19 protein-coding genes are annotated in these 22,708 nt (G+C 58.8%); 12 read left to right on the forward strand and 7 right to left on the reverse strand.

What is annotated here, in order from left to right; translation table 11 throughout:
* Window positions 1-4: 4 nt before the first annotated feature.
* Window positions 5-1,378, reverse strand: a complete 1,374-nt coding sequence (gene xseA / locus O1723_RS05855; RefSeq protein ID WP_023331070.1) for an exodeoxyribonuclease VII large subunit — start codon at window positions 1,376-1,378, stop codon at window positions 5-7.
* Between the two features lie 159 nt (window positions 1,379-1,537).
* Here xseA and guaB point away from each other — a divergent pair, with 159 nt between their 5' ends.
* Complete coding sequence (guaB, locus tag O1723_RS05860) at window positions 1,538-3,004, forward strand: IMP dehydrogenase (RefSeq protein ID WP_014884799.1); 1,467 nt, start codon at window positions 1,538-1,540, stop codon at window positions 3,002-3,004.
* Window positions 3,005-3,073: 69 nt separating this feature from the next.
* On the forward strand, window positions 3,074-4,651 hold the full coding sequence (gene guaA, locus O1723_RS05865; protein ID WP_006811514.1) for a glutamine-hydrolyzing GMP synthase: 1,578 nt from the start codon (window positions 3,074-3,076) through the stop codon (window positions 4,649-4,651).
* A 349-nt stretch (window positions 4,652-5,000) separates the two neighbouring features.
* On the opposite strand, the gene O1723_RS05870 is transcribed toward guaA, so the two are convergent.
* The 3 genes from O1723_RS05870 to O1723_RS05880 form a co-directional block, all read right to left on the reverse strand.
* Entirely contained in the window at window positions 5,001-5,507 is a 507-nt protein-coding gene (locus O1723_RS05870; protein WP_333145007.1) for an HNH endonuclease, read from the reverse strand.
* Entirely contained in the window at window positions 5,488-5,700 is a 213-nt protein-coding gene (locus O1723_RS05875) for a hypothetical protein (protein ID WP_248190626.1), read from the reverse strand. Before O1723_RS05875 ends, O1723_RS05870 begins: the two co-directional genes overlap by 20 nt.
* A 110-nt stretch (window positions 5,701-5,810) precedes the next feature.
* On the reverse strand, window positions 5,811-6,641 hold the full coding sequence (locus O1723_RS05880) for a MurR/RpiR family transcriptional regulator (protein ID WP_008502123.1): 831 nt from the start codon (window positions 6,639-6,641) through the stop codon (window positions 5,811-5,813).
* Between the two features lie 292 nt (window positions 6,642-6,933).
* On the opposite strand from O1723_RS05880, the gene O1723_RS05885 reads away from it, so the two are divergent.
* The 10 genes from O1723_RS05885 (at window position 6,934) to iolB (ending at window position 20,063) form a co-directional block, all read left to right on the forward strand.
* Window positions 6,934-8,439 (forward strand): CoA-acylating methylmalonate-semialdehyde dehydrogenase, encoded by a 1,506-nt coding sequence (locus O1723_RS05885; RefSeq protein ID WP_248190623.1) that lies wholly within the window; start codon window positions 6,934-6,936, stop codon window positions 8,437-8,439.
* Between the two features lie 11 nt (window positions 8,440-8,450).
* Window positions 8,451-10,376 (forward strand): 3D-(3,5/4)-trihydroxycyclohexane-1,2-dione acylhydrolase (decyclizing), encoded by a 1,926-nt coding sequence (gene iolD, locus O1723_RS05890; protein ID WP_032665845.1) that lies wholly within the window; start codon window positions 8,451-8,453, stop codon window positions 10,374-10,376.
* 302 nt (window positions 10,377-10,678) lie between these two features.
* Complete coding sequence (gene iolG / locus O1723_RS05895) at window positions 10,679-11,665, forward strand: inositol 2-dehydrogenase (RefSeq protein ID WP_023337605.1); 987 nt, start codon at window positions 10,679-10,681, stop codon at window positions 11,663-11,665.
* Between the two features lie 31 nt (window positions 11,666-11,696).
* Complete coding sequence (locus O1723_RS05900) at window positions 11,697-12,626, forward strand: sugar ABC transporter substrate-binding protein (protein ID WP_008502118.1); 930 nt, start codon at window positions 11,697-11,699, stop codon at window positions 12,624-12,626.
* Window positions 12,627-12,680: 54 nt separating this feature from the next.
* Window positions 12,681-14,228, forward strand: a complete 1,548-nt coding sequence (locus O1723_RS05905) for a sugar ABC transporter ATP-binding protein (protein WP_023337603.1) — start codon at window positions 12,681-12,683, stop codon at window positions 14,226-14,228.
* Window positions 14,229-14,239: 11 nt separating this feature from the next.
* Window positions 14,240-15,268 (forward strand): ABC transporter permease, encoded by a 1,029-nt coding sequence (locus O1723_RS05910; protein ID WP_014884792.1) that lies wholly within the window; start codon window positions 14,240-14,242, stop codon window positions 15,266-15,268.
* Window positions 15,269-15,276: 8 nt separating this feature from the next.
* The gene (locus O1723_RS05915) at window positions 15,277-16,410 is read left to right on the forward strand and encodes a Gfo/Idh/MocA family protein (protein WP_248190648.1); all 1,134 of its coding nucleotides are present in this window, start codon (window positions 15,277-15,279) and stop codon (window positions 16,408-16,410) included.
* A 12-nt stretch (window positions 16,411-16,422) separates the two neighbouring features.
* Window positions 16,423-18,327, forward strand: a complete 1,905-nt coding sequence (locus O1723_RS05920; protein WP_023337601.1) for a bifunctional 5-dehydro-2-deoxygluconokinase/5-dehydro-2-deoxyphosphogluconate aldolase — start codon at window positions 16,423-16,425, stop codon at window positions 18,325-18,327.
* A gap of 11 nt (window positions 18,328-18,338) precedes the next feature.
* Window positions 18,339-19,229: a myo-inosose-2 dehydratase gene (gene iolE / locus O1723_RS05925; protein ID WP_023337600.1), complete on the forward strand. Its 891-nt coding sequence runs from the start codon at window positions 18,339-18,341 to the stop codon at window positions 19,227-19,229.
* Between the two features lie 9 nt (window positions 19,230-19,238).
* Entirely contained in the window at window positions 19,239-20,063 is an 825-nt protein-coding gene (gene iolB / locus O1723_RS05930; RefSeq protein WP_023337599.1) for a 5-deoxy-glucuronate isomerase, read from the forward strand.
* A gap of 49 nt (window positions 20,064-20,112) precedes the next feature.
* Here the strand turns inward: iolB and O1723_RS05935 are convergent, their stop codons facing one another.
* Genes O1723_RS05935 through O1723_RS05945 form a run of 3 tightly spaced genes read right to left on the reverse strand, consistent with a single transcriptional unit; the run spans window position 20,113 to window position 22,614 of the window.
* Window positions 20,113-20,856 carry an alpha/beta fold hydrolase gene (locus tag O1723_RS05935; protein WP_023337598.1) on the reverse strand — a complete coding sequence of 248 codons (744 nt, stop codon included), beginning with the start codon at window positions 20,854-20,856 and terminating at the stop codon, window positions 20,113-20,115.
* An 11-nt stretch (window positions 20,857-20,867) separates the two neighbouring features.
* A complete protein-coding gene (locus O1723_RS05940) occupies window positions 20,868-21,335 on the reverse strand; it encodes a DUF6130 family protein (protein WP_014884786.1) in 468 nt (155 codons plus the stop codon).
* 49 nt (window positions 21,336-21,384) lie between these two features.
* Window positions 21,385-22,614 carry an MFS transporter gene (locus O1723_RS05945; protein WP_023337597.1) on the reverse strand — a complete coding sequence of 410 codons (1,230 nt, stop codon included), beginning with the start codon at window positions 22,612-22,614 and terminating at the stop codon, window positions 21,385-21,387.
* Between the last annotated feature and the right edge of the window lie 94 nt (window positions 22,615-22,708).

Raw genomic sequence — 22,708 nt, forward strand, 5'->3', positions numbered from 1 at the left:
AGAATTATCCGGTTTTGCGCTGACGCGTCTTTTTCACCGGTTTAATTGATTTCACTTCGCTTTCTACCCAGCCATCAGACAGGCGGGTGGTCAGCACATCCCCGGCTTTGACCTGTTTGGTTTGTTTCAGCACTTTCCCGTCCGTCGCGGTAGTGACGCTATAGCCGCGCGCCAGCGTGGAGAGGGGGCTGACCGCTTCAAGATGGGTGACCGCATTGCCAAAACGTTCGCGGGTGGTACTCAGCCGGGCGCGGAGAGTCTCCGCCAGACGAAACTCCAGCTGCTGAATCCGCGTTTGCGCGCGGTAAATTTTCGGCTGCGGATTTTGCTGGTTAAGGCGCTGCGTCACGCGCTGCTGGCGCGAAACCGCGCGTTTCAGCTGAGTATCCAGCGCGATATTCATGCGCTGGCGCAGACGATCCAGCACCGTCTGCTGACGCGCCAGGCGCAGCTGCGGGTGCTGCTGCTGGAGACGATGATGAAGCTGGGTAAAGCGACGGGTACGGTTGGCGAGGAAGTAGTCCATCGCCATTTCAAGGCGCTGCTGGCCGTTCTGGATCTGACGCAGCAGCTCCAGCTGGTTACGACTCACCACTTCTGCCGCCGCGGAAGGCGTAGGCGCACGTAAATCCGCGACAAAATCGGCTATCGTCACGTCCGTTTCATGCCCGACGGCACTCACGACCGGGATAAGGCTGGCAAAGATTGCCCGCGCCACGCGCTCGTCGTTAAAGCTCCACAGGTCTTCCAGCGAGCCGCCACCGCGCCCGACGATGAGTACGTCACACTCCTGGCGCGCATTCGCCAGCGCAATGGCGCGCACAATCTGGCCCGGCGCATCGTCGCCCTGCACGGCGGTCGGGTAGATGATGACGGGCAGGGAAGGGTCGCGACGCTTGAGGACGTGTAAAATATCATGCAGTGCCGCACCGGTTTTTGAGGTGATAACGCCAACGCAGTGGGCAGGAGAGGGCAGCGGTTTTTTAAACTGCTGGTCGAAAAGCCCCTCGGCAGAAAGCGTTGCTTTTAACTGCTCATACTTCTGCTGCAACAGCCCTTCGCCCGCAGGCTGCATACTCTCGACGATAATTTGATAATCACCGCGCGGTTCATACAGGGTAATATTGGCGCGAACCAGAACCTGCTGGCCGTGCTGCGGACGAAACGTCACGCGGCGGTTGCTGTTGCGGAACATCGCGCAGCGCACCTGGGCGGTGTCGTCTTTTAAGGTAAAGTACCAGTGGCCGGAAGAGGGCTGCGTGAAGTTAGAGATCTCACCGCTGATCCAGACCTGCCCCATTTCCTGCTCAAGCAGCAAACGCACCGTCTGATTCAGGCGGCTGACGGTATAAATTGAGGGGGATTGAGAGGATAACATGTGAGCGGGATCAAATTCTAAATCAGCAAGTTATTCAGTCGATAGTAACCTGCTGAGAGGCAATCGCAAGCATTTTTTTTAAAAAAGTGTAGATGCAATCGGTTACGCTCTGTATAATGCCACGGCAATATTTAACCACCCAGGTCAGAGATATTGCCCATGCTACGTATCGCTAAAGAAGCACTGACGTTTGACGACGTCCTCCTCGTTCCCGCTCATTCCACCGTTCTGCCGAATACTGCCGACCTCAGCACGCAGTTGACGAAAACCATTCGTCTGAACATTCCTATGCTCTCCGCGGCAATGGACACCGTGACTGAAGCGCGCCTGGCTATCGCCCTGGCACAGGAAGGCGGCATTGGCTTTATCCATAAAAACATGTCTATCGAGCGTCAGGCGGAAGAAGTTCGCCGCGTGAAGAAACATGAATCCGGCATTGTGTCTGACCCTCAGACCGTTCTGCCAACCACCACCCTGCACGAAGTGAAAGCCCTGACCGAACGTAACGGCTTCGCCGGTTACCCGGTTGTGACCGAAGATAACGAGCTGGTTGGCATCATCACCGGCCGTGACGTGCGCTTCGTGACTGACCTGAACCAGCCTGTCAGCGTCTACATGACGCCAAAAGAGCGTCTGGTGACCGTTCGCGAAGGTGAAACCCGCGACGTAGTGCTGGCGAAAATGCACGAAAAACGCGTTGAGAAAGCGCTGGTTGTGGATGCGAACTTCCATCTGCGCGGCATGATCACCGTGAAAGATTTCCAGAAAGCAGAACGTAAACCTAACGCCTGTAAAGACGAGCATGGCCGTCTGCGCGTGGGTGCAGCGGTGGGTGCCGGTGCCGGTAACGAAGAGCGTGTTGATGCGCTGGTGGCTGCGGGCGTTGACGTCCTGCTGATCGACTCCTCACACGGCCACTCCGAAGGCGTTCTGCAGCGTATTCGTGACACCCGTGCTAAGTACCCGGACCTGCAGATCATCGGCGGCAACGTGGCAACAGGCGCAGGCGCTCGTGCGCTGGCTGATGCCGGCTGCAGCGCGGTGAAAGTAGGTATCGGTCCAGGCTCTATCTGTACTACCCGTATCGTCACCGGCGTGGGCGTTCCGCAGATCACCGCGGTATCTGACGCGGTTGAAGCGCTGGAAGGCACCGGTATTCCGGTTATCGCTGACGGCGGTATCCGCTTCTCTGGCGACATCGCGAAAGCCATCGCCGCGGGCGCTGCTGCCGTGATGGTGGGCTCCATGCTGGCCGGTACCGAAGAATCCCCGGGTGAAATCGAACTCTACCAGGGCCGTTCTTACAAATCCTATCGTGGGATGGGCTCCCTGGGCGCGATGTCCAAAGGTTCCTCTGACCGTTACTTCCAGACCGATAACGCCGCTGACAAACTGGTGCCGGAAGGTATCGAAGGCCGCGTTGCTTATAAAGGCCGTCTGAAAGAGATCATTCACCAGCAGATGGGCGGCCTGCGCTCCTGTATGGGTCTGACCGGCTGTGGTACCATTGACCTGCTGCGTACCAAAGCGGAATTCGTACGCATCAGCGGTGCGGGTATCCAGGAGAGCCACGTTCACGACGTGACGATCACCAAAGAGTCCCCGAACTATCGTCTGGGCTCCTGATTTTTCTTCGCCCGACCTCGTGTCGGGCGATTTATTTAATCTGTTTCACTTGCCTCGGAATTAGCGTCAATGACGGAAAACATTCATAAACATCGCATCCTCATCCTCGATTTTGGTTCTCAGTACACTCAGCTGGTGGCGCGTCGCGTACGTGAACTGGGCGTTTACTGCGAACTGTGGGCGTGGGATGTCACGGAAGCACAGATTCGCGAATTCAATCCAAGCGGCATCATCCTGTCCGGCGGCCCGGAAAGCACCACCGAAGAGAACAGCCCGCGCGCGCCGCAGTACGTGTTCGAAGCAGGCGTGCCGGTATTCGGTGTCTGCTACGGTATGCAGACCATGGCCATGCAGCTGGGCGGCCACGTAGAAGGCTCTAACGAGCGTGAGTTCGGCTATGCACAGGTAGAAGTCGTCACCGACAGCGCACTGGTGCGTGGTATCGAAGACTCCCTGACCGCTGACGGCAAACCGCTGCTGGACGTGTGGATGAGCCACGGCGACAAGGTCACCGCTATCCCGTCTGATTTCGTAACCGTTGCCAGCACCGAAAGCTGCCCGTTCGCTATCATGGCGAACGAAGAAAAGCGCTTCTACGGCGTGCAGTTCCATCCGGAAGTGACCCACACCCGTCAGGGTATGCGCATGCTGGAGCGCTTCGTGCGCGACATCTGCCAGTGTGAAGCGCTGTGGACCCCGGCAAAAATCATCGACGACGCCGTGGAGCGTATCCGCCAGCAGGTTGGTGATGACAAAGTGATCCTCGGCCTCTCCGGCGGCGTCGACTCCTCCGTGACCGCGATGCTGCTGCACCGTGCCATCGGCAAAAACCTGACCTGCGTCTTCGTGGACAACGGTCTGCTGCGTCTGAACGAAGCCCAGCAGGTGATGGACATGTTCGGTGACCACTTCGGTCTGAACATCGTTCATGTGGAAGGCGAGCAGCGCTTCCTGGACGCGCTGAAAGGCGAGAACGATCCGGAAGCCAAGCGTAAAATCATCGGCCGCGTATTCGTGGAAGTGTTCGACGAAGAAGCGCTGAAGCTGGAAGACGTTAAATGGCTGGCACAGGGCACTATCTATCCTGACGTGATTGAATCAGCTGCTTCAGCAACCGGTAAAGCACACGTCATCAAATCTCACCACAACGTGGGCGGCCTGCCGAAAGAGATGAAGATGGGTCTGGTTGAACCGCTGCGCGAGCTGTTCAAAGATGAAGTACGCAAGATCGGTCTGGAACTGGGTCTGCCGTACGACATGCTCTACCGTCACCCGTTCCCGGGCCCGGGGCTCGGCGTGCGCGTACTGGGTGAAGTGAAGAAAGAGTACTGCGACCTGCTGCGTCGCGCAGACGCGATCTTCATCGAAGAGCTGCACAAAGCTGACCTTTACAACAAGGTAAGCCAGGCGTTCACCGTGTTCCTGCCGGTTCGCTCTGTCGGCGTGATGGGTGATGGCCGTAAGTACGACTGGGTTGTCTCCCTGCGTGCGGTGGAAACCATCGACTTCATGACCGCGCACTGGGCGCACCTGCCGTATGACTTCTTAGGCCGCGTGTCTAACCGCATCATCAACGAAGTGAACGGTATTTCCCGCGTGGTGTATGACATCAGCGGTAAGCCACCGGCTACGATTGAATGGGAATAAGCAGATAACTCTTCCTGTGTTTTCATGAACAGGTAAAAGTGAATTTAACCCTCTTTTTTACAGAGGGTTTTTTATTGTCACCTCAAACCACCTCATAGGGAGATAGTGTTTGATTTCCTTTGGGAGTTCTGCTCTTTGTAAAACGGCTCTCACTCTGTGCTATGCCTTGGCAAAGGGACTGAAGGGCGTATTCGCCCCTCAGTCCTGCTCCGCGGAGATGACTGTGCTATTATCCCGTAAATTGACCAGCTAAACATCTACACGACTGTAAAATTTCCTGTCAAAATTCAAAAATACGAAGTTTAGAACTAATTTCGTCATTTTTTAATATATTTTATAAAGCGTACATTTAAGTAAAGCTTTCTACAAAGCCTTTTAACTCTTTCAAAGAATATGGGGGAATTCGAGTATGTGCAATTCGATGACATGTTGGGCACAGCGAAATAAGGTCATCTAAAATTGTTTTTCTTTTTCCTAAACTGATTGGATTTATGTGGTGACAATCTATAATGTATTTATTGTTTACGAAGTATCGTTTCTCACATGACTGACAAGTGTAGTTATCCTTTTTCTTCCGTGCTTCAGCTAATTTTTTATCTCTTGCACTTGTCATTCGACTTGAGTCTTTTCTATATCCCTCTTCGGCTTCAGTTGAGTCGGGATCTAAATATCTAGGATTTACCTGTCCTTCGTTTTTCAAATATATCCTTTCGAAGCCCCCATTGCCTTTTCCAACAAAAGAAGTCCAGTTTGTATTTGTTTTTAAGGCTAATTTCAGATTTTTTATGTAGATTCGATAGCGCGGATATTGCTTTCCTTTTCTTTCGGTATACTCTTCAGCTTTTTTTTTCGACAAATTCACCAATGTAGATATGATTAAGGGTGCTTGTTTGGTGAAAAACAATTACATAATCATCGACCCTGTCTTTTGATACAACCCAACAACCAGTAGATGATAATCCCTTATGATCGATGAAAAAGTTGTGCCCCTTGGTTTTGACAGCAACAGCTGTACAACCTTTAGGCAAAATATCTAAATATGAATCCATTTTAAACTCCATATGAATTGTTCTTTCTGCATATTTATTTCTGATTAGTATTCGATTGGGGATAATATCCCTCTGATCTCACGCTTGCTCATACAGTTTTTGTTTATCCCTCACTTCCCTTCACCCAACCGATAAGCCAGTGCCACCACCAGCGACTGCACCAGGCACAGCGTCGCCGACTGGGACCGAAACGCGTCCACCTGTGCCTCTTTCACTACAAAGCAAAGATCGCTGAACGTCGCCAGCGGGCTGATCTGGCTGTCCGTAATCACAATCTGCCGCGCGCCGACGCTGGCGGCGGTTTCGCTGACCATCACCGTCTCTTCCGCATACGGCGAGAAGCTGATCGATACCACAATGTCGCGCGCCTTAATGCGGCTGATCTGCTCGCGCAGCATCCCACCCATACCGTCGAGCAGAATAGGGCGACACTCCAGGTGGCTCAGGGCATAGGTGAGGTAGGCCGCGACGCTAAAGGAGCGGCGCAGACCGGCGATGTAGATGGTGTCGGCGTCGGCCAGCAGCTGTACCGCGCGCTCCAGCATTTCCGGTTCGGCGCGGGCGGCCAGCTGCTGTAGCGCCTGGGCGTTTGAACGGGCGAACTCCTGCAGGATATCGAGCGGGGTTTCGGGCACGGCCTCGCTCTCCATTTCGCGGAACAGCCGGGCACGGTCGCTGTAGCTGGCGGTCTCCTCCACCAGGTTCATGCGAAACAGCTGTTTCATTTCGTTGAAGCCGGTGAAGTCAAAGGCGTTGGCGAAGCGGATCAGCGTCGAGGGCGGCACGTCGGCGCGCTCGGCAATCACGGCAACCGTATCAAAGGCCACGCTGTTCGTATTATCCAGCACATAGCGGGAGACCTGCTGCAGCCTCTTGCTCAGGCTATCGTAGCGATCGCGGATTTGCTGCTGCAGTTCGTTCAGGCTGGTTGCTGTCGTCATGTTATCCCCCAAATACAGTCCTGTGATTCTAAACGCAAAACCGCGTCTTTTAAATGTCGGCCATCCATCTGGCAGCAAAAATGAAACAGAAGCTTCAGTCATTCCCACGCCCGAAATGCCTTAATAGCGCACGCTGCGTCAGTATTGTTGGCTGTTAACATAAAAATCCATCCTTGATCACAATAATCATCATTTATTTTATTTCAACTTAAAATGGAATATTTGTTTCATATATAGTGTTCGGTACACAGTGTTCAGGTAACAGTCACGTATCAACAGCGAGAGGTTAAGGATGGAGACGGTAGCGAATTTTATTCACGGCGAATGTGTCACCGGTTCAGGCCAGCGCGTTCAGGCGATCTTCAACCCGGCCACTGGCAAGCAGATCCGCCAGGTGGTGATGAGTACGGCACAGGAAACGGAGCAGGCAATTGCCGCCGCGCATCAGGCGTTTCCTGCGTGGGCGCGTCATGCTCCGCTTAAGCGCGCGCGCGTGATGTTCCGCTTCAAGGCGCTGCTGGAAGAGAACATGGATCGCCTGGCCCGTCTCATCAGCGAAGAGCACGGCAAGGTCTTCTCCGACGCGGTGGGCGAACTCACCCGTGGTCTGGAAGTGGTGGAATTTGCCTGCGGTATCCCGCATCTGCAAAAAGGTGAGCACTCAGCCAACGTCGGCACCGGCGTTGACAGCCACTCGCTGATGCAGCCGCTCGGGGTCTGCGTTGGGATCACGCCGTTTAACTTCCCGGCGATGGTGCCGATGTGGATGTTCCCGATTGCGCTGGCGACCGGAAACACCTTCGTGCTGAAACCGTCAGAAAAAGATCCCTCCCTGGCGCTCGCGCTGGCGCAGCTGCTGAAAGAGGCTGGCCTGCCGGACGGCGTGTTCAACGTGGTGCAGGGTGACAAAGAGTCCGTTGACGTGCTCCTGACCGACCCGCGCGTGCAGGCGGTGAGCTTTGTCGGCTCCACGCCGATTGCCGAATACATTTACCAGACCGCATCCGCCCACGGAAAGCGCTGTCAGGCACTGGGTGGCGCGAAAAATCACTGTATTCTCATGCCGGATGCCGACATGGAGATGGCCGCCAACGCCATTATGGGTGCAGGCTTCGGTGCGGCGGGGGAGCGCTGCATGGCGCTCTCGGTGGTGCTGGCGGTGGGGGATAAAACCGCCGATGACCTCTGCGCCCGGCTGGAAAAACAGATTGCCGCCCTGCGCGTCGGGCCGGGTCTGGACCAGACGCCGGAAAACGAAATGGGGCCGCTCATCTCCTCGGCGCACCGCAGCAAGGTGCTGGGCTATATCGACAGCGGGGAAGCGCAGGGCGCGACCCTTCGCGTTGACGGTCGCGGCTTCAGCGTGCAGGGACACGAGCAGGGCTACTTCGTCGGGCCGACGCTGTTTGATAACGTCACCCCGGAGATGACCATCTATAAAGAAGAGATTTTCGGCCCGGTGCTTTCTGTGGTGCGCGTAGCAGATTACGCCAGCGCGGTGGACCTGATTAACCGCCATGAATATGGTAATGGTTCGGCAATTTTCACCCGTGACGGCGGCTGCGCGCGTCGCTTCTGCGAAGAGGTGCAGGCGGGCATGGTCGGGGTCAATGTGCCGATCCCGGTGCCGATGGCATTCCACAGTTTCGGTGGCTGGAAGCGCTCTATCTTTGGTGCGCTCAACGTCCACGGCAACGACGGTGTGCGTTTCTACACCCGAATGAAAACCATCACCGCACGCTGGCCGGAAATGCAGCAGGAGACAGGCGCTGCGTTCTCCATGCCAACGCTGGGCTGACAGGAGGCGTTATGCAAACCGAACGTATGACTATGGCCCAGGCGCTGGTCCGGTTCCTTAATCAACAATACGTCAGCGTGGATGGCGACGAAATGCCCTTCGTGGAGGGCGTGGCGACTATTTTCGGGCACGGTAACGTGCTCGGCATCGGCCAGGCGCTGGAACAAGATCCGGGCCATTTGCAGGTGATGCAGGGCTGCAACGAGCAGGGCATTGCCCATATGGCGACGGGATTCGCCAAACAGCACCGCCGTCAGCGCATTTTCGCCGTCACCTCCTCCGTCGGGCCGGGCGCCGCCAATATGGTGACCGCGGCGGCAACCGCTACGGCGAACCGCATTCCGCTGCTATTGCTGCCGGGCGATATCTACGCCAGCCGCCAGCCGGACCCGGTGCTGCAGCAGATCGAGCAGTATCAAGATCTCAGCATCAGCACCAACGACTGCTTCCGTCCTGTCTCTCGCTACTGGGACCGTATCAACCGTCCCGAGCAGCTGATGAGCGCCATGCTAAGCGCGATGCGAACGCTTACTGACCCCGCCAATACCGGGGCGGTGACCCTCTGCCTGCCGCAGGACGTGCAGGGGGAAGCCTGGGATTATCCCCTGAGCTTCTTCGCGCGCCGCGTGCACCACATCGAACGTCGTCCGCCTGACCCGCAGCGTCTGGCGCAGGCGCGGGCGCTGATCGCCCGCAAGCGTCGTCCGCTGGTGGTGTGCGGCGGCGGCGTGCGCTATTCCGGCGCGCATGAGGCGTTTCGCGAATTTGTCGAGACGCTGCAGCTGCCGTTTGCCGAAACCCAGGCCGGGAAGGGGGCGCTGGTAAGTGACCACCCACTTAACCTGGGTGGCGTTGGGGTGACGGGGGGACTGGCGGCCAACCAGCTCGCGCCCCAGGCGGATTTAGTGATTGGCATCGGCACGCGTCTTACGGACTTTACCACCGGCTCCAAGGCGCTCTTTTCCCATCCGGACGTCGAATTTCTGCTGCTGAACGTGGCGGAGTTCGACGCCCTGAAGCTGGACGCCACCGCACTGATCGCTGATGCTCAAACCGGACTTCAGGCCTTAACCCAGTCGCTCGGCGATTATCGCAGCAGCTGGGGAGACGCGATCGCCCAGGCGAAATCCGCGTGGCGCGACGAGTGCCGTCGCCTGTGGGATCGCCAGTGGCATCCTGCTGATGCGCCCGAAGTGGCAGGGCACCTGGATAGCCAGCTGGTGGAATATGGCGAAACGCTCAACACTCGCCTGACCCAGACGCGGGTGCTGGGGCTGATCAACCAGCATATTGAAGATAGCGCCATCGTGGTGGGGGCGGCCGGATCGCTGCCGGGCGATTTACAGCGGCTCTGGCAGGTGAAAACGCCGGACAGCTATCACCTGGAATACGGATACTCCTGCATGGGCTACGAGATTGCGGCGGCCATCGGTGCGAAGCTCGCCAGACCCGACCAGCCGGTGTACGCCATGGTGGGGGATGGCTCGTACATGATGCTGCACTCCGAGCTGCAAACCGCGGTGCAGGAGGGGATTAAGGTCACCGTTCTGCTGTTTGATAACGCCAGCTTTGGCTGCATTAACAATCTGCAGATGGGGCACGGCATGGGGAGCTTTGGTACCGAAAACCGCCATCGCAACCCGGAAACCGGACGGCTGGACGGGCCGCTGGTGAAGGTCGATTTTGCCCAAAACGCTGAAAGCTACGGCTGCCGCGCGTGGCGGGTAAACGATGAGCAAAGCCTGCTGGCGGCGCTGGAGGCGTCACGCGCGCATCCGGGCCCGACGCTGCTGGACATCAAGGTGCTGCCGAAGACCATGACCCATGACTACGCCTCGTGGTGGCGAACCGGCGACGCGCAGGTGGCGGCGTCTTCTGCCGTGCGTGAAGCCGCTCTGCAAACGCAGGCGCAGGTGAAAAAAGCCCGCCAGTATTAAGTTTTCCCGCCGTAACGAAATTTTCATTTCATTTTTTTGTTTCCCCTCACCCTAACCCTCTCCCTCAGGGAGAGGGGCCGAATCGGTGCGGTTTTTACTCCCTCTCCCTGAGGGAGAGGGCTGGGGTGAGGGGGAAATGGCTGTTCTCCTATGTTGTGAGATTGATAACAAAATTTATCTCATTCATCTCAAAAGTGTTAACTCGCACTCAAAAACATAATTTTCACTATTTATAGAAATGAAATAAATGTTTTATTTATAGGGTCGTTAGTTCACAGCATTCACCAACACCGGGAGCCGTTATGTTTAACATTGCTTTACTGGGCGCTGGCCGAATTGGCCAGGTACATGCAGCTAACATCGCCAGCCACGGCGCGACCACGCTCTGGTCCGTGGTTGACCCGAATCAAGAATTTGCCACCCGTCTCGCCACGCAGTATCAGGCCCGCCAGCAGAGCCTGATTGAGGCGATGACCGACCCTAACGTTCATGCCGTGCTGATTGCCTCCGCGACCGACACCCATGCCGATCTGATTGAAATGGCCGCCCGCCATGGCAAAGCCATCTTTTGCGAAAAACCGGTACACCTCGACCTTGCCCGCGTGCGCGACTGCCTGAAAGTGGTCAAAGAGTACGACGTGCCGCTGTTTATCGGCTTTAACCGCCGCTTTGACCCGCAGTTCCGCCGGGTGAAAACCGACGCCCAGGCCGGGCGCATCGGCAAGCCGGAATCGCTGCTGATAATCTCCCGCGACCCGTCTCCGCCGCCTGCAGAGTACGTGCGTGTCTCCGGCGGCATGTTCCGCGATATGACCATTCACGACTTTGATATGGCGCGCTTCATCATGGGCGAAGAGCCGGTGTCGGTCTATGCCCAGGGCAGTAACCTGGTCGATCCGGCGATTGGCGAGGCGGGGGATATCGACACCGCATTTATCGTTCTGAAATATGCCTCCGGCGCGATGGCGACCATCGTCAACAGCCGCCGCTCATCTTACGGATACGACCAGCGCCTGGAGCTGCACGGCTCCGAAGGGCTGCTGTGCGCGGGCAATATTCTGGAAAACCAGGTGCAGCACTACGGCAAACAGGGCTGCACCAGCGCGCTGCCGGAACACTTCTTCCTGCAGCGCTACAAATCCGCTTACGCCGCGGAATGGGAACACTTTGTTGCGGTCCTGCGCGGCGAAGCGGTGCCTGACTGCAGCGGTGATGATGGTGAACGTGCGCTGTACCTCGCGGATAAAGCGCTGGAGTCGCTGCGAAGCCAGCGCGAGATCGTCCTCTAAACACAACCACCCTACACAGAGAGACATAATAATGAAAAAACTGATCGTAGCCGCCCTCATCGCCATGACGTCCGGGGCTGCCCTCGCCGAAAACGAGCAAATTGTTTTCAGTACGCCAAACCTGGCCATGCCGTTTGAAGTACACATGCAGCGCACGGCGGTGAAAGCCGCAAAAGAGATGGGCGTGAAGCTTCAGGTGCTGGACGGGCAGGGCAGTTCACCGAAACAGGTGGCTGACCTGGAAAATGCCATCACTCGTGGGGCGCAGGGCTTTATCGTCTCCCCGAATGACGTAAACGCGGTCTCCAGCGCGGTAGATGAAATTCAGGATGCGAAGCTGCCGGTGGTGACCCTTGACCGCTCCGTCGACAGCCAGAAAAAAGTGCCGCACTTCGGGGCTAATAACTACAAAGGCGGCCAGGCGATTGGCGACTTCGTGAAAACCAAATTCCCCGACGGGGCGGAGATTATTCTGCTGACCGGTCAGCCGGGCTCCTCCTCCAATATTGAACGCACCAAAGGGATCCGCGACAGCCTGAAGGCGGGCGGGGATAAGTACAAGATCGTCGCCGATCAGACCGGAAACTGGATGCGTTCGGAAGGGATGCGCATCGTGGAAAGCGTTCTGCCTTCTCTGCCGAAACGCCCGCAGGTGATCCTCTCCGCTAACGACGATATGGCGCTGGGCGCGATTGAAGCGCTGCAGAGCCAGGGCGTGAAGCCGGGCGAAATTCTGGTCACCGGTTTTGATGCGGTACCGGAAGCGCTGGCCCGCGTGCGCGACGGCTGGCTGGCAGTAACGGCGGATCAGCGTCCGGGCTTTGCGGTGCAGACGGCGATGAGCCAGCTGGTGGCCAACGTGCGCGAGAAGAAAGCCATCACCGGGGCCGACTACCCGCCGACGCTGATCACCAAAGAGAATCTGCAGCAGGCTGAACGTATCGGTGAGGCCGGTAACTGACGTATCCGCAGCCGCCGCGCGAGCGGCGGCGCACTCTAAAGGAGGAGCAGACCGATGTCGCAACCCTTACTGAAAGTGACCGACCTGGCCAAAAGTTTTTCCGGCGTCTGGGCGCTGAGCAGCGCTCAGCTGACCGTCGGCGCGGGGGAGATCCATGCCCTGCTGGGGGAAAACGGAGCGGGAAAATCCACGCTGCTGAAGGCGCTCGCGGGCGCGCAGCCGCAAACCCGGGGGGATATCTGGTTTAACGGCGAAATGCTGCCGGTGGATGATTCCCCCGTTGAGCGGCAAAACAAGGGCATTATCACCATCTATCAGGAATTTAACCTGCTGCCCAATATGACCGTCGCGGAAAACATGTTTCTCGGGCGCGAACCGCGCAAACGTAACCTGATCGTCGACGAAAAAGCGGTTAACCAGGAGGCGCAGGTCATTCTCGATTACCTGGAGCTGAACGTTGCGCCAACCACGCCAGTGGCCCGCCTGAGCGTCGCCCAGCAGCAGATGGTGGAGATTGCCCGGGCGCTGACCCTCAACGCCAGGCTGATTATCATGGATGAACCTTCTGCCGCGCTGAGCGACAGCGAGGTGGAAAGCCTGCACCGCGTGGTGCGTGAGCTGAAAAACCGCGGGGTGAGCATTATTTACGTTACCCACCGTCTGCATGAAGTTTTCCAGCTCTGCGACCGCTTCACCGTTTTCCAGGACGGCCGTTTCACCGGTACCGGTGCGGTGGCGGAAACCAACGTTGAGCAGCTGATCCGCCTGATGGTCGGGCGCGACGTGGCCTTTAATCGTCGTCCGGCCAGCGAAACGCATCATGAAGATAAACCCGTCCGCCTGGCGGTGAAGGGGCTGAGCCGCGAGAAGCCGCCGCTCGATCCCCACGGCATTGCCCTGCACGACATCAGCTTCCACGTCCACGCCGGGGAAGTGTTAGGGATTGCTGGCCTGGTGGGCGCGGGGCGTACCGAAGTGGCGCGCTGTCTGTTCGGCGCAGATGCCTTTACCTCCGGCAGCTTTGAGCTGGACGGCGTGCCGTACCAGCCGCGCGACCCGCTCTACGCCCTCGATCAGGGCGTGGCGCTGGTACCGGAAGACCGTAAAAAAGAGGGGGCGGTGCTGGGGCTGTCGATTCGCGACAACCTGTCGCTCTCCTGCCTCTCCTCGCTGCTGCAGTGGCGCTGGTTCGTGAATACCCGCAAAGAGGACGATCTGATTGAGTCCTACCGCCAGGCGCTGCAGATCAAAATGGTCAACAGCGCGCAGGAGGTGCGCAAGCTCTCCGGCGGTAACCAGCAAAAGGTGATCCTCGCGCGCTGCATGGCGCTCAATCCTCGCGTGCTGATTGTCGATGAGCCGACGCGCGGTATCGACGTGGGCACCAAATCGGAAGTCCACCAGGTGCTGTTTGAGATGGCGAAAAAGGGCGTGGCGGTGATCGTGATCTCCTCCGATCTGCCTGAAGTGATGGCGGTATCTGACCGGATCATCACCCTCAGTGAAGGGCGGGTGACCGGCGAGATCCACGGTGACGACGCTAACGAAGAACGGCTGATGACGATGATGGCCATCAACCACAACGCCCTGAACGCGGCATAACGGAGTTTCTCATGACGCAGATGATTTCTAAAACGCAGGCCCCGGTCAAACGCGCCGGACGCATCGATCCCATCGCCTTCTTCGAGCGATTCGGGGTGCTGATTTTCATGATCCTGCTGCTGATCTTCTTCCAGTCGCAGAACAGCAACTTTTTCTCTGAACGCAATATTTTCAACATTTTAACCGAAGTCTCCATCTACGGGATCATGGCCGTGGGGATGACTTTCGTCATCCTGACCGCCGGGATCGACCTTTCCGTCGGCTCCATTCTGGCGGTGTGCGCCATGACTGCGGCGTACGTGATCAAGGGCGACAACTTCACCACCGTCGACCCGAACGCCTGGGGTGGCATGAGCTGGCTGATTGGGCTGGGGATTTGTCTGGCGATGGGCACGGCAATTGGCTTCCTGCATGGTCTGGGCGTCACCCGCCTGCGCCTGCCGCCGTTTATTGTCACCCTCGGCGGGATGACCATCTGGCGTGGCCTGACGCTGGTGATTAACGACGGCGCGCCGATTGCCGGTTTCGACCCGGGTTACCGCTGGTGGGGGCGCGGGGAGTTGCTCGGCATCTCCATTCCCATCTGGATATTCGCCCTCGTCGCCCTCGGGGGGTATCTGGCGCTGCATAAAACCCGCTGGGGCCGTTTCGTCTACGCCATTGGCGGAAACCCGGAGGCGGCACGCCTGGCGGGGGTGAACGTCAAGCGCGTGCTGGTCAGCGTCTACGTGCTGATTGGCTGTCTGGCGGGGCTGGCGGGCTTCATTCTGAGCGCGCGTCTGGGAAGCGCCGAGGCGGTAGCCGGGATCTCCTTTGAGCTGCGCGTCATCGCCTCGGTGGTGATCGGCGGTACCTCGCTGATGGGCGGTTACGGGCGTATTGGCGGCACCATTATCGGCTCCATCATCATGGGCATTCTGATTAACGGCCTGGTGCTGATGAACGTCTCAGCCTACTACCAGCAAATTATCACCGGATTAATTATCGTTCTGGCGGTGGCGTTTGACACCTACGCCAAGAGCCGTCGCGGCGCACTGTGAGGATCATGATGAAAGAGGTTCGTATTGGATTGATTGGCACCGGGTATATCGGCAAGGCGCACGCCATCGCCTATGCCCAGGCCCCGACGGTGTTCAACCTGCGCGGCAGGCTGGTGCGCGAGATGGTGGCGGAAGTTACGCCGGAACTGGCGGCAGCGCGGGCGCAGGCGTTTGGCTTCAACCGCTCCACCGGGGACTGGCGGGCGCTGGTGGCCGACCCGGCCATTGACGTGGTGGATATTTGCTCTCCCAACCATCTGCATAAAGAGATGGCGCTGGAGGCGATCCGTCACGGCAAACACGTCTACGCCGAAAAGCCGCTGGCGCTCAACGCCCATTACGCGCGTGAAATGGTCGACGCCGCAAAGCGGGCAGGGGTGAAAACGCTGGTGGGGTTCAACTACATGAAAAACCCGACCGCGCAGCTGGCGAAGGAGATTATTGCGCGCGGCGAGATTGGCGAGGTGATCCACTTCTACGGCACTCACAATGAAGATTATATGGCCGACCCGCTCTCGCCCATTCACTGGCACTGCTTCAAAGAGACCGCAGGCCTGGGGGCGCTGGGTGACCTCGCGGCGCATATCGTCAATATGGCCCAGTACCTGGTGGGAGATATCGAGCAGGTCTGCGGCGACCTGAAGATCGTGGTCCCGGCACGTCCGGCGAAGGCGGGTTCGACAGAGATGATTGCCGTCGAAAACGAGGATCAGGCCCACGCGATGGTGCGTTTTGCGGGCGGGGCGCAGGGCGTCATTGAAACCTCCCGCGTCGCCTGCGGCCGCAAGATGGGGCTGTCGTATGTCATCACCGGGACGAAAGGTGCCATCAGTTTCACTCAGGAGCGCATGGCCGAGCTGAAGCTCTATCTGCATGACGACCCGGTGAACCGTCAGGGGTTCCGCACGCTGCTCGTCGGCCCGGCTCACCCGGGCTACGGTGCGTTCTGCATGGGTGCAGGCCATGGGATTGGCTTTAACGATCAAAAAACGGTGGAGGTGCGTGACCTGGTGGACGGGATTGCCGCCGACGCGCCGATGTGGCCGGACTTCGAAGAGGGCTGGAAGGTGTCTCGCGTGCTGGACGCGATAGCACTCTCACACCTGGAAGGCCGCTGGCTGAACGTGAACGACATTGTCTGAAGAGGGTTCAACGTGGAAAAGCAGTTTGATGTGATATGCATGGGCCGCGTGGCGGTAGACCTCTACAGTCAGCAAATTGGCGCCCGTCTGGAAGATGTGTCGAGCTTCGCCAAATATCTTGGCGGGTCGTCCGGCAACGTGGCGTACGGCACCGCGCGACAGGGGTTACGCTCGTCGATGCTGGCGCGCGTCGGCGATGAACATATGGGCCGCTTCCTGCGGGAAGAGTTAAACCAGGTGGGCTGCGATACCAGCCATCTGATTACCGACAAAGAACGCCTCACGGCGCTGGTGCTGCTCGGCATTAAAGACCGGGACACTTTTCCTCTGATTTTTTATCGCGATAACTGCGCGGATATGGCGATTACCGCCAGCGATGTGGACGAAAGTTACATTGCCTCCGCACGGTGTCTTGCCATCACCGGGACTCACCTTTCTCATCCCCAGACCCGCGAGGCGGTGCTGACGGCGCTGGGCTATGCCCGCCGCCACGGCGTGCGCACGGTGCTGGATATCGACTACCGTCCGGTGCTGTGGGGGCTGACCTCCTTAGGTGACGGGGAAACGCGCTTTATCGCCGCCGATAAGGTCACCCGCGAGCTGCAGGAGGTGCTGCACCTCTTCGACGTGATTGTCGGTACCGAGGAGGAGTTCCACATTGCGGGCGGCAGCACCGATACCCTGCAGGCGCTGGGGCAGGTGCGTGGCGTGAGTCAGGCTACGCTGGTCTGCAAACGCGGCGCGCTGGGCTGTTCGGTCTATACCGATGCCATTCCGCCTCGTCTGGACGACGGCCTGACGGTGACCGGCGTGCGCGTCGAGGTGCTGAATGTCCTCGGCGCAGGGGACGCGTTTATGTCCGGCCTGCTGCGCGGTTACCTGAACGACGAAGGCTGGGAGCAGGCGTGCCGCTATGCCAATGCCTGCGGTGCGCTGGTGGTCTCTCGCCACGGCTGCGCTCCGGCGATGCCGAGCAAAACAGAGCTGGATGATTATCTTTCTCGCGCCGCACGTGTTCCGCGCCCGGATCTTGACCCGCGTCTTAACCATCTCCACCGGGTGACGACCCGCCGTCGCGAATGGCCGGAGCTGTGCGTGATGGCTTTCGACCATCGCAGCCAGCTGGAAGAGATGGCGCTGCAGTGCGGTGCGTCGATCGGGCGCATTCCGGCACTGAAGCAACTGATCCTCCAGGCCAGCCGCGAGGCGGCAAACCGCGCCGGGCTGGAGGGTAAAGCCGGTCTGCTGTGCGACGGCACCTTTGGTCAGGATGCGCTAAACGCTATCACCGGAGAAGGGTGGTGGATTGGTCGTCCCATCGAGCTGCCGGGCTCCCGGCCGCTGGAGATGGAGCACGGTAACATCGGCACCCAGCTCATCAGCTGGCCGCAGGAGCACGTGGTGAAATGTCTGGTCTTTTTCCATCCGGAAGATGCCCACGGCCTGCGCCTTGAGCAGGAGCAGAAAATCGCCGAGGTGTACCACGCCTGCTGCCAGTCCGGGCATGAACTGCTGCTGGAGGTGATATTGCCCGCCAGCATGCCGCGCAGCGACGCGCTCTACCTGCGCGCCATCTCCCGTTTCTACAACCTGGGGATTTACCCTGACTGGTGGAAACTGCCGCCGCTCTCAGCCAGCGGCTGGACGGCACTGAACGAGATTATCGAACGTCGGGACCCGCACTGCCGCGGGGTGGTGATCCTCGGTCTGGATGCCCCGGCAGAGCAGCTGCGTGCCGACTTCAAAGCCGCCGCAGGGCAGACGCTGGTTAAAGGCTTCGCCGTGGGGCGCACGCTGTTTGGCGACGCCTCCCGCGCGTGGCTGAAACACGATATTGACGATGCGCAGCTGGTGGCACGCATCCGGGACAACTACCTGCAGCTTATCGCCTGGTGGCGCGAGCGCGGACACGCATAATGGAGACGACAATGAGTGTACAACTGGGCATTAACCCGCTGACGTGGACGAACGACGATCTGCCTTCCCTCGGCGCGGAGACGTCGCTGGAGACCTGCCTGAGCGAAGGCAAAGAGGCCGGTTTTGCCGGTTTCGAACTGGGCAATAAATTCCCGCGCGAGGCGCGCCTGCTCGGCCCGATTTTACAGCGCCACGACCTGCAGCTGGTCTCCGGCTGGTACTCTGGCCGCCTGCTGGAGCGCAGCGTGGAGGAGGAGATCGCCGCCGTGCAGCCCCACCTGATGCTGCTGCGCGAGCTGGGGGCGAAGGTGCTGGTCTTTGCGGAAGTGAGCGGCTGTATTCACGGCGAGCAGCAGACCCCGGTGCATCTGCGCCCGCGCTTCCCGCAGGAACGCTGGAAGGAGTACGGGGAGAAGCTCAGCGAATTTGCCCGCTATACGCAGCAGCAGGGGGTGCAGATTGCCTACCATCACCATATGGGCACGGTGATTGAGTCCGCCGACGACGTGGACAACCTGATGACCCACACCGGTGAGGAAGTGGGGTTACTGCTGGATACCGGCCATCTGACCTTTGCCGGAGCCGACCCGCTGGCGGTGGCGCAGCGATGGGCGTCGCGCATCAACCACGTTCACTGCAAAGACGTGCGTGCCGACGTGCTGGCGGACGTTAAAAACCGTAAAACCAGCTTCCTCGATGCGGTGCTAAGCGGCGTATTTACCGTACCGGGTGACGGCTGCGTCGATTACCCGCCGATCATGCGGCTGCTGAAAGCGCAGGATTATCACGGCTGGCTGGTGGTCGAGGCGGAGCAGGATCCGGCGGTAGCCCATCCGCTGACCTATGCCCGTCTGGGGTATAACAACCTGAGCCGCCTGGCGCACGACGCCGGGCTTATCTGAGGAGGTGACATGTCACGTCTGTTATCACGCTGGCAACAGCCGAATGCTGAGGGGCGCACCCAGTCCGTTACGCCGGAAAGTGCGGGTTGGGGATATGTCGGTTTTGAGGCATATGAATTGCAGGAGGGGCAGGTGCTGACGCTGCCCGCCATCAACGAAGAGCGCTGCCTGGTGCTGGTCGCCGGACGCGCCTCCATCAGAACGCCCTCCGCGCAGTTTAACGATATTGGCGAGCGGATGAGCCCGTTTGAGCGCATTAAGCCGTGGGCGGTGTACGTCACCCCGCAGGAGACGGTGCAGGTGACGGCGCTGACGACGCTGGAGCTGGCCGTCTGTGCTGCGCCGGGCAAAGGCACATACCCGACGCGGCTGATTGCGCCGCAGGACATCGACGGCGAGGCGCGCGGCAAGGGGCAAAACCAGCGCTATGTGCATAACATTCTGCCGGAAGGTAAATCTGCCGACAGCCTGCTGGTAGTGGAGGTCTGGACCAACGAAGGGTGTACCAGTTCCTACCCGAGCCACAAGCACGACACGGATAACCCGCCGCAGGAGACGTACCTGGAGGAGACCTACTACCATCGTCTTAATCCGCAGCAGGGGTTTTGCATGCAGCGCGTCTACACCGACGACAGAACGCTGGACGAGTGCATTGCGGTCTACGACCGTGATGTGGTCATGGTGCCGAAGGGATATCACCCGGTGGCGACGATGGCCGGGTACGACAGCTATTATCTCAACGTGATGGCCGGCCCGGTACGCAAATGGATGTTTACCTGGGAAAAAGACCACGCGTGGATTAATCAGGATTATCCCGCCACAGGCAAGCACTGAAGCGGGTTTTTTGCCGGGTGGCGCTGCGCTTAGCCGGCCTGTGAAACGCTTACCTTGCTTCTAACGCCTGCTCAATCGTTCGGGCGATGGCCTCTGGCTGGCTCACCATCGACACGTGACTCGCCGCGACCCCGGTGGTTTTCGCGTGGATCGTCTTCGCCATCGCGCGCTCAAGCGCGGGGTTAATCATCCTGTCATTCTCACTCACCACATACCAGCTCGGCTTATTGTGCCACGCGGCGTGAGTGACCTTTTCGCCAAATGCATCGGCTTTAATTGGCCCCTGCGTGGCGGCGATGGTCAGTTGTTCAGCCGGTTTCACATCCGGTGCGAAATCCTTCCTGACGGCTTCGGTCGGCAGGTATAAGTCGCCGTCAGCCGTTTTAGCGATGCCTGCACTTCCGGGCGGGGCCGGGAAGGTATTCGCCAGCTCTGCCGTCGACTGGCCGGAATCCGGCGCGAACGCCGCCACGTAAACCAGCGATTTAACCCGTGCATCGTTGCCCGCTTCGCTAATCACGGTGCCACCCCAGGAGTGACCGACCAGCACGACGTCCCCCTTAGCACGGGCGATGGCGCGCTGGGTGGCCGCAACGTCATCTTTTAGCGACGTAAGCGGGAGCTGAACGGCGATGACCTCGGTATGGTGTTTTTGCAGCCGGGTAATCACCTTATTCCAGCTGCTGCCGTCGGCAAACGCGCCATGTACCAGCACGACGCTGGTTTTATTCTCCGCAAAAGCGCTGGCCGAAAGCGCCAGCAGGCCTGCTGTCAGTACAGACAGTGCTTTCATCTTCAGACTCCTTAAAAATGGTGGATCGCCGCGTGGGGCGGCACGGTGAATTCGATGGTTTTGTGATCGAGGGGCTTATGCGTCGGATCGGCCAGAATAATCGTCACCTTGTGCTTACCGGCGGGCAGACCCACCAGAATCACCGGCTCTCCGCTGGCGTCAGCCCAGTGCCACGGCGCGTCATCTACCACGACGTGGATGTGGCCGATGCGAGGTGTGACTTTCAGCGCGTCGGGCCCAAATACAGGTTCAATGCGCAGGTTTTCGGCCCGGTACTGAATAAACACCGCGCCTTTGCTCAGCGGCCCGGCAAGCGGTGGATCGACTATCAGCTTTGCGGGCGGCTGTGGCTGTGCCAACGGCGCAACGGCGGCTGGGCCATTAACATCGGCGGCGCTGAGGTTGCCCAGCGGTGTGGCCTGGACATGCGCTACAGATGCCAGGGCGAGTACGGGTAAAAGTACATATCGACGAATCATCGGTCTCTCTCCTCCGGTTATGAATGACGACAGGGAAAGAAAACCATTTTTATGTATCGGTGATATTTGCCTGAGGCGGTGTTTTGTACCCGTTTGTCTGCGTGGTGCGCTGGATACAGTGCGTTACAGTTTGCCTGCCGGGACGGCGCACAATCGCTATCGCCAGCCCGGCAATCACCAGCGTCAGCCCCGTTGATACCCACATTGTTCCGGCGATCCCCAGCGTTTTGTTTAACCATGCACAGGCAAACGGTGAAGCCGCTGCTGTGAGCTGGCCAGGAATAAGCAGCATACCGGTGCGGCGGGCATAGCTCTCCACGCTAAACAGTTCCAGCGGCAGGTTCGCTTTGACTATCGTCATTAGCCCGTTGATGGCACCAAAACCCAGCACAAACCCGGCGGCACACCAGGCAAACCGGGTGCTGCTTAGCCCAATCAGAAAGCAGAGCGGCATGGCAAGGGCGGTGAAAAGGGTCAGTTTGAACGGCGTTAAGCGGGCACCCGCCAGCACCTCCAGCGAGCGAGCCCCCGTCTGACCTATCCCCCACAGGATGCCGATCGTGACCGGCAGGCCGAAGCTGGCGATAAACTCTGGCAGATGGGTAGACGTACCGCTGGAGACAAAGGTGAAAAGGGCGATGAAGGCTGCATAAAGCCAGCCGTTTCGTCGTTCGTTGCGCAGAGTTGGCGCGGTGACCTTTGTCGTCACCGTTAGCCGCTGCCGGGGAAGCGAGCGGATCAGCGCCGCGCTCAGCAGGCCAAAGAGGGCATAAACCCTTAGCGCCTCTTGCCAGCTCATAAGGTGGAGCAGGCCATCACCCAGCGGCCAGAAGACGGCGGATGCCAGCCCGCCCGCCAGCGTGACGCGTGAGATTGTTCTTCGCGCCTGCTGACCGTAGAGGTTCACCAGCGCGGCGAACAGCGCATCGTACAGCGACAGGCGCATCCCGATGCCGGTGATCAGCCAGACGCAATACCAACCAAATAACGTCTGGGTATATGCCATACCCGCGCAGCCTGCGGCGATGAGCAACGTGCCACTCATCACCACCCTCTGGCCGCCAAAGCGTTCCAGCAGGTGGGCGACGAAAGGGGAGGCCGCCGCCATCACCAGCATTGCCAGCGTCAGGCCGAGGTAAATCTGTGGTGATGACCACCCCCGATCGGCTGATATCGCCAGCGCGAAGGTACCGGGCATATAAAACGAGATCCCCCAGTTGATGAGTTGATGACATCCGGCAGTGAGGGCGAGTCGACGAGGCAGGGCAGGAGTTTCCATTGTTTCATTCCGTTATGCAGTTGTCCCCAGCATAGCGAGCGAGGTATTGTGCAAACAGGTCTGCAACCTTATGCGCGGTATAAGAGAAACTTTG

The sequence above is a fragment of the Enterobacter cloacae complex sp. HYC080_NIDB genome (genome assembly GCF_056673325.1).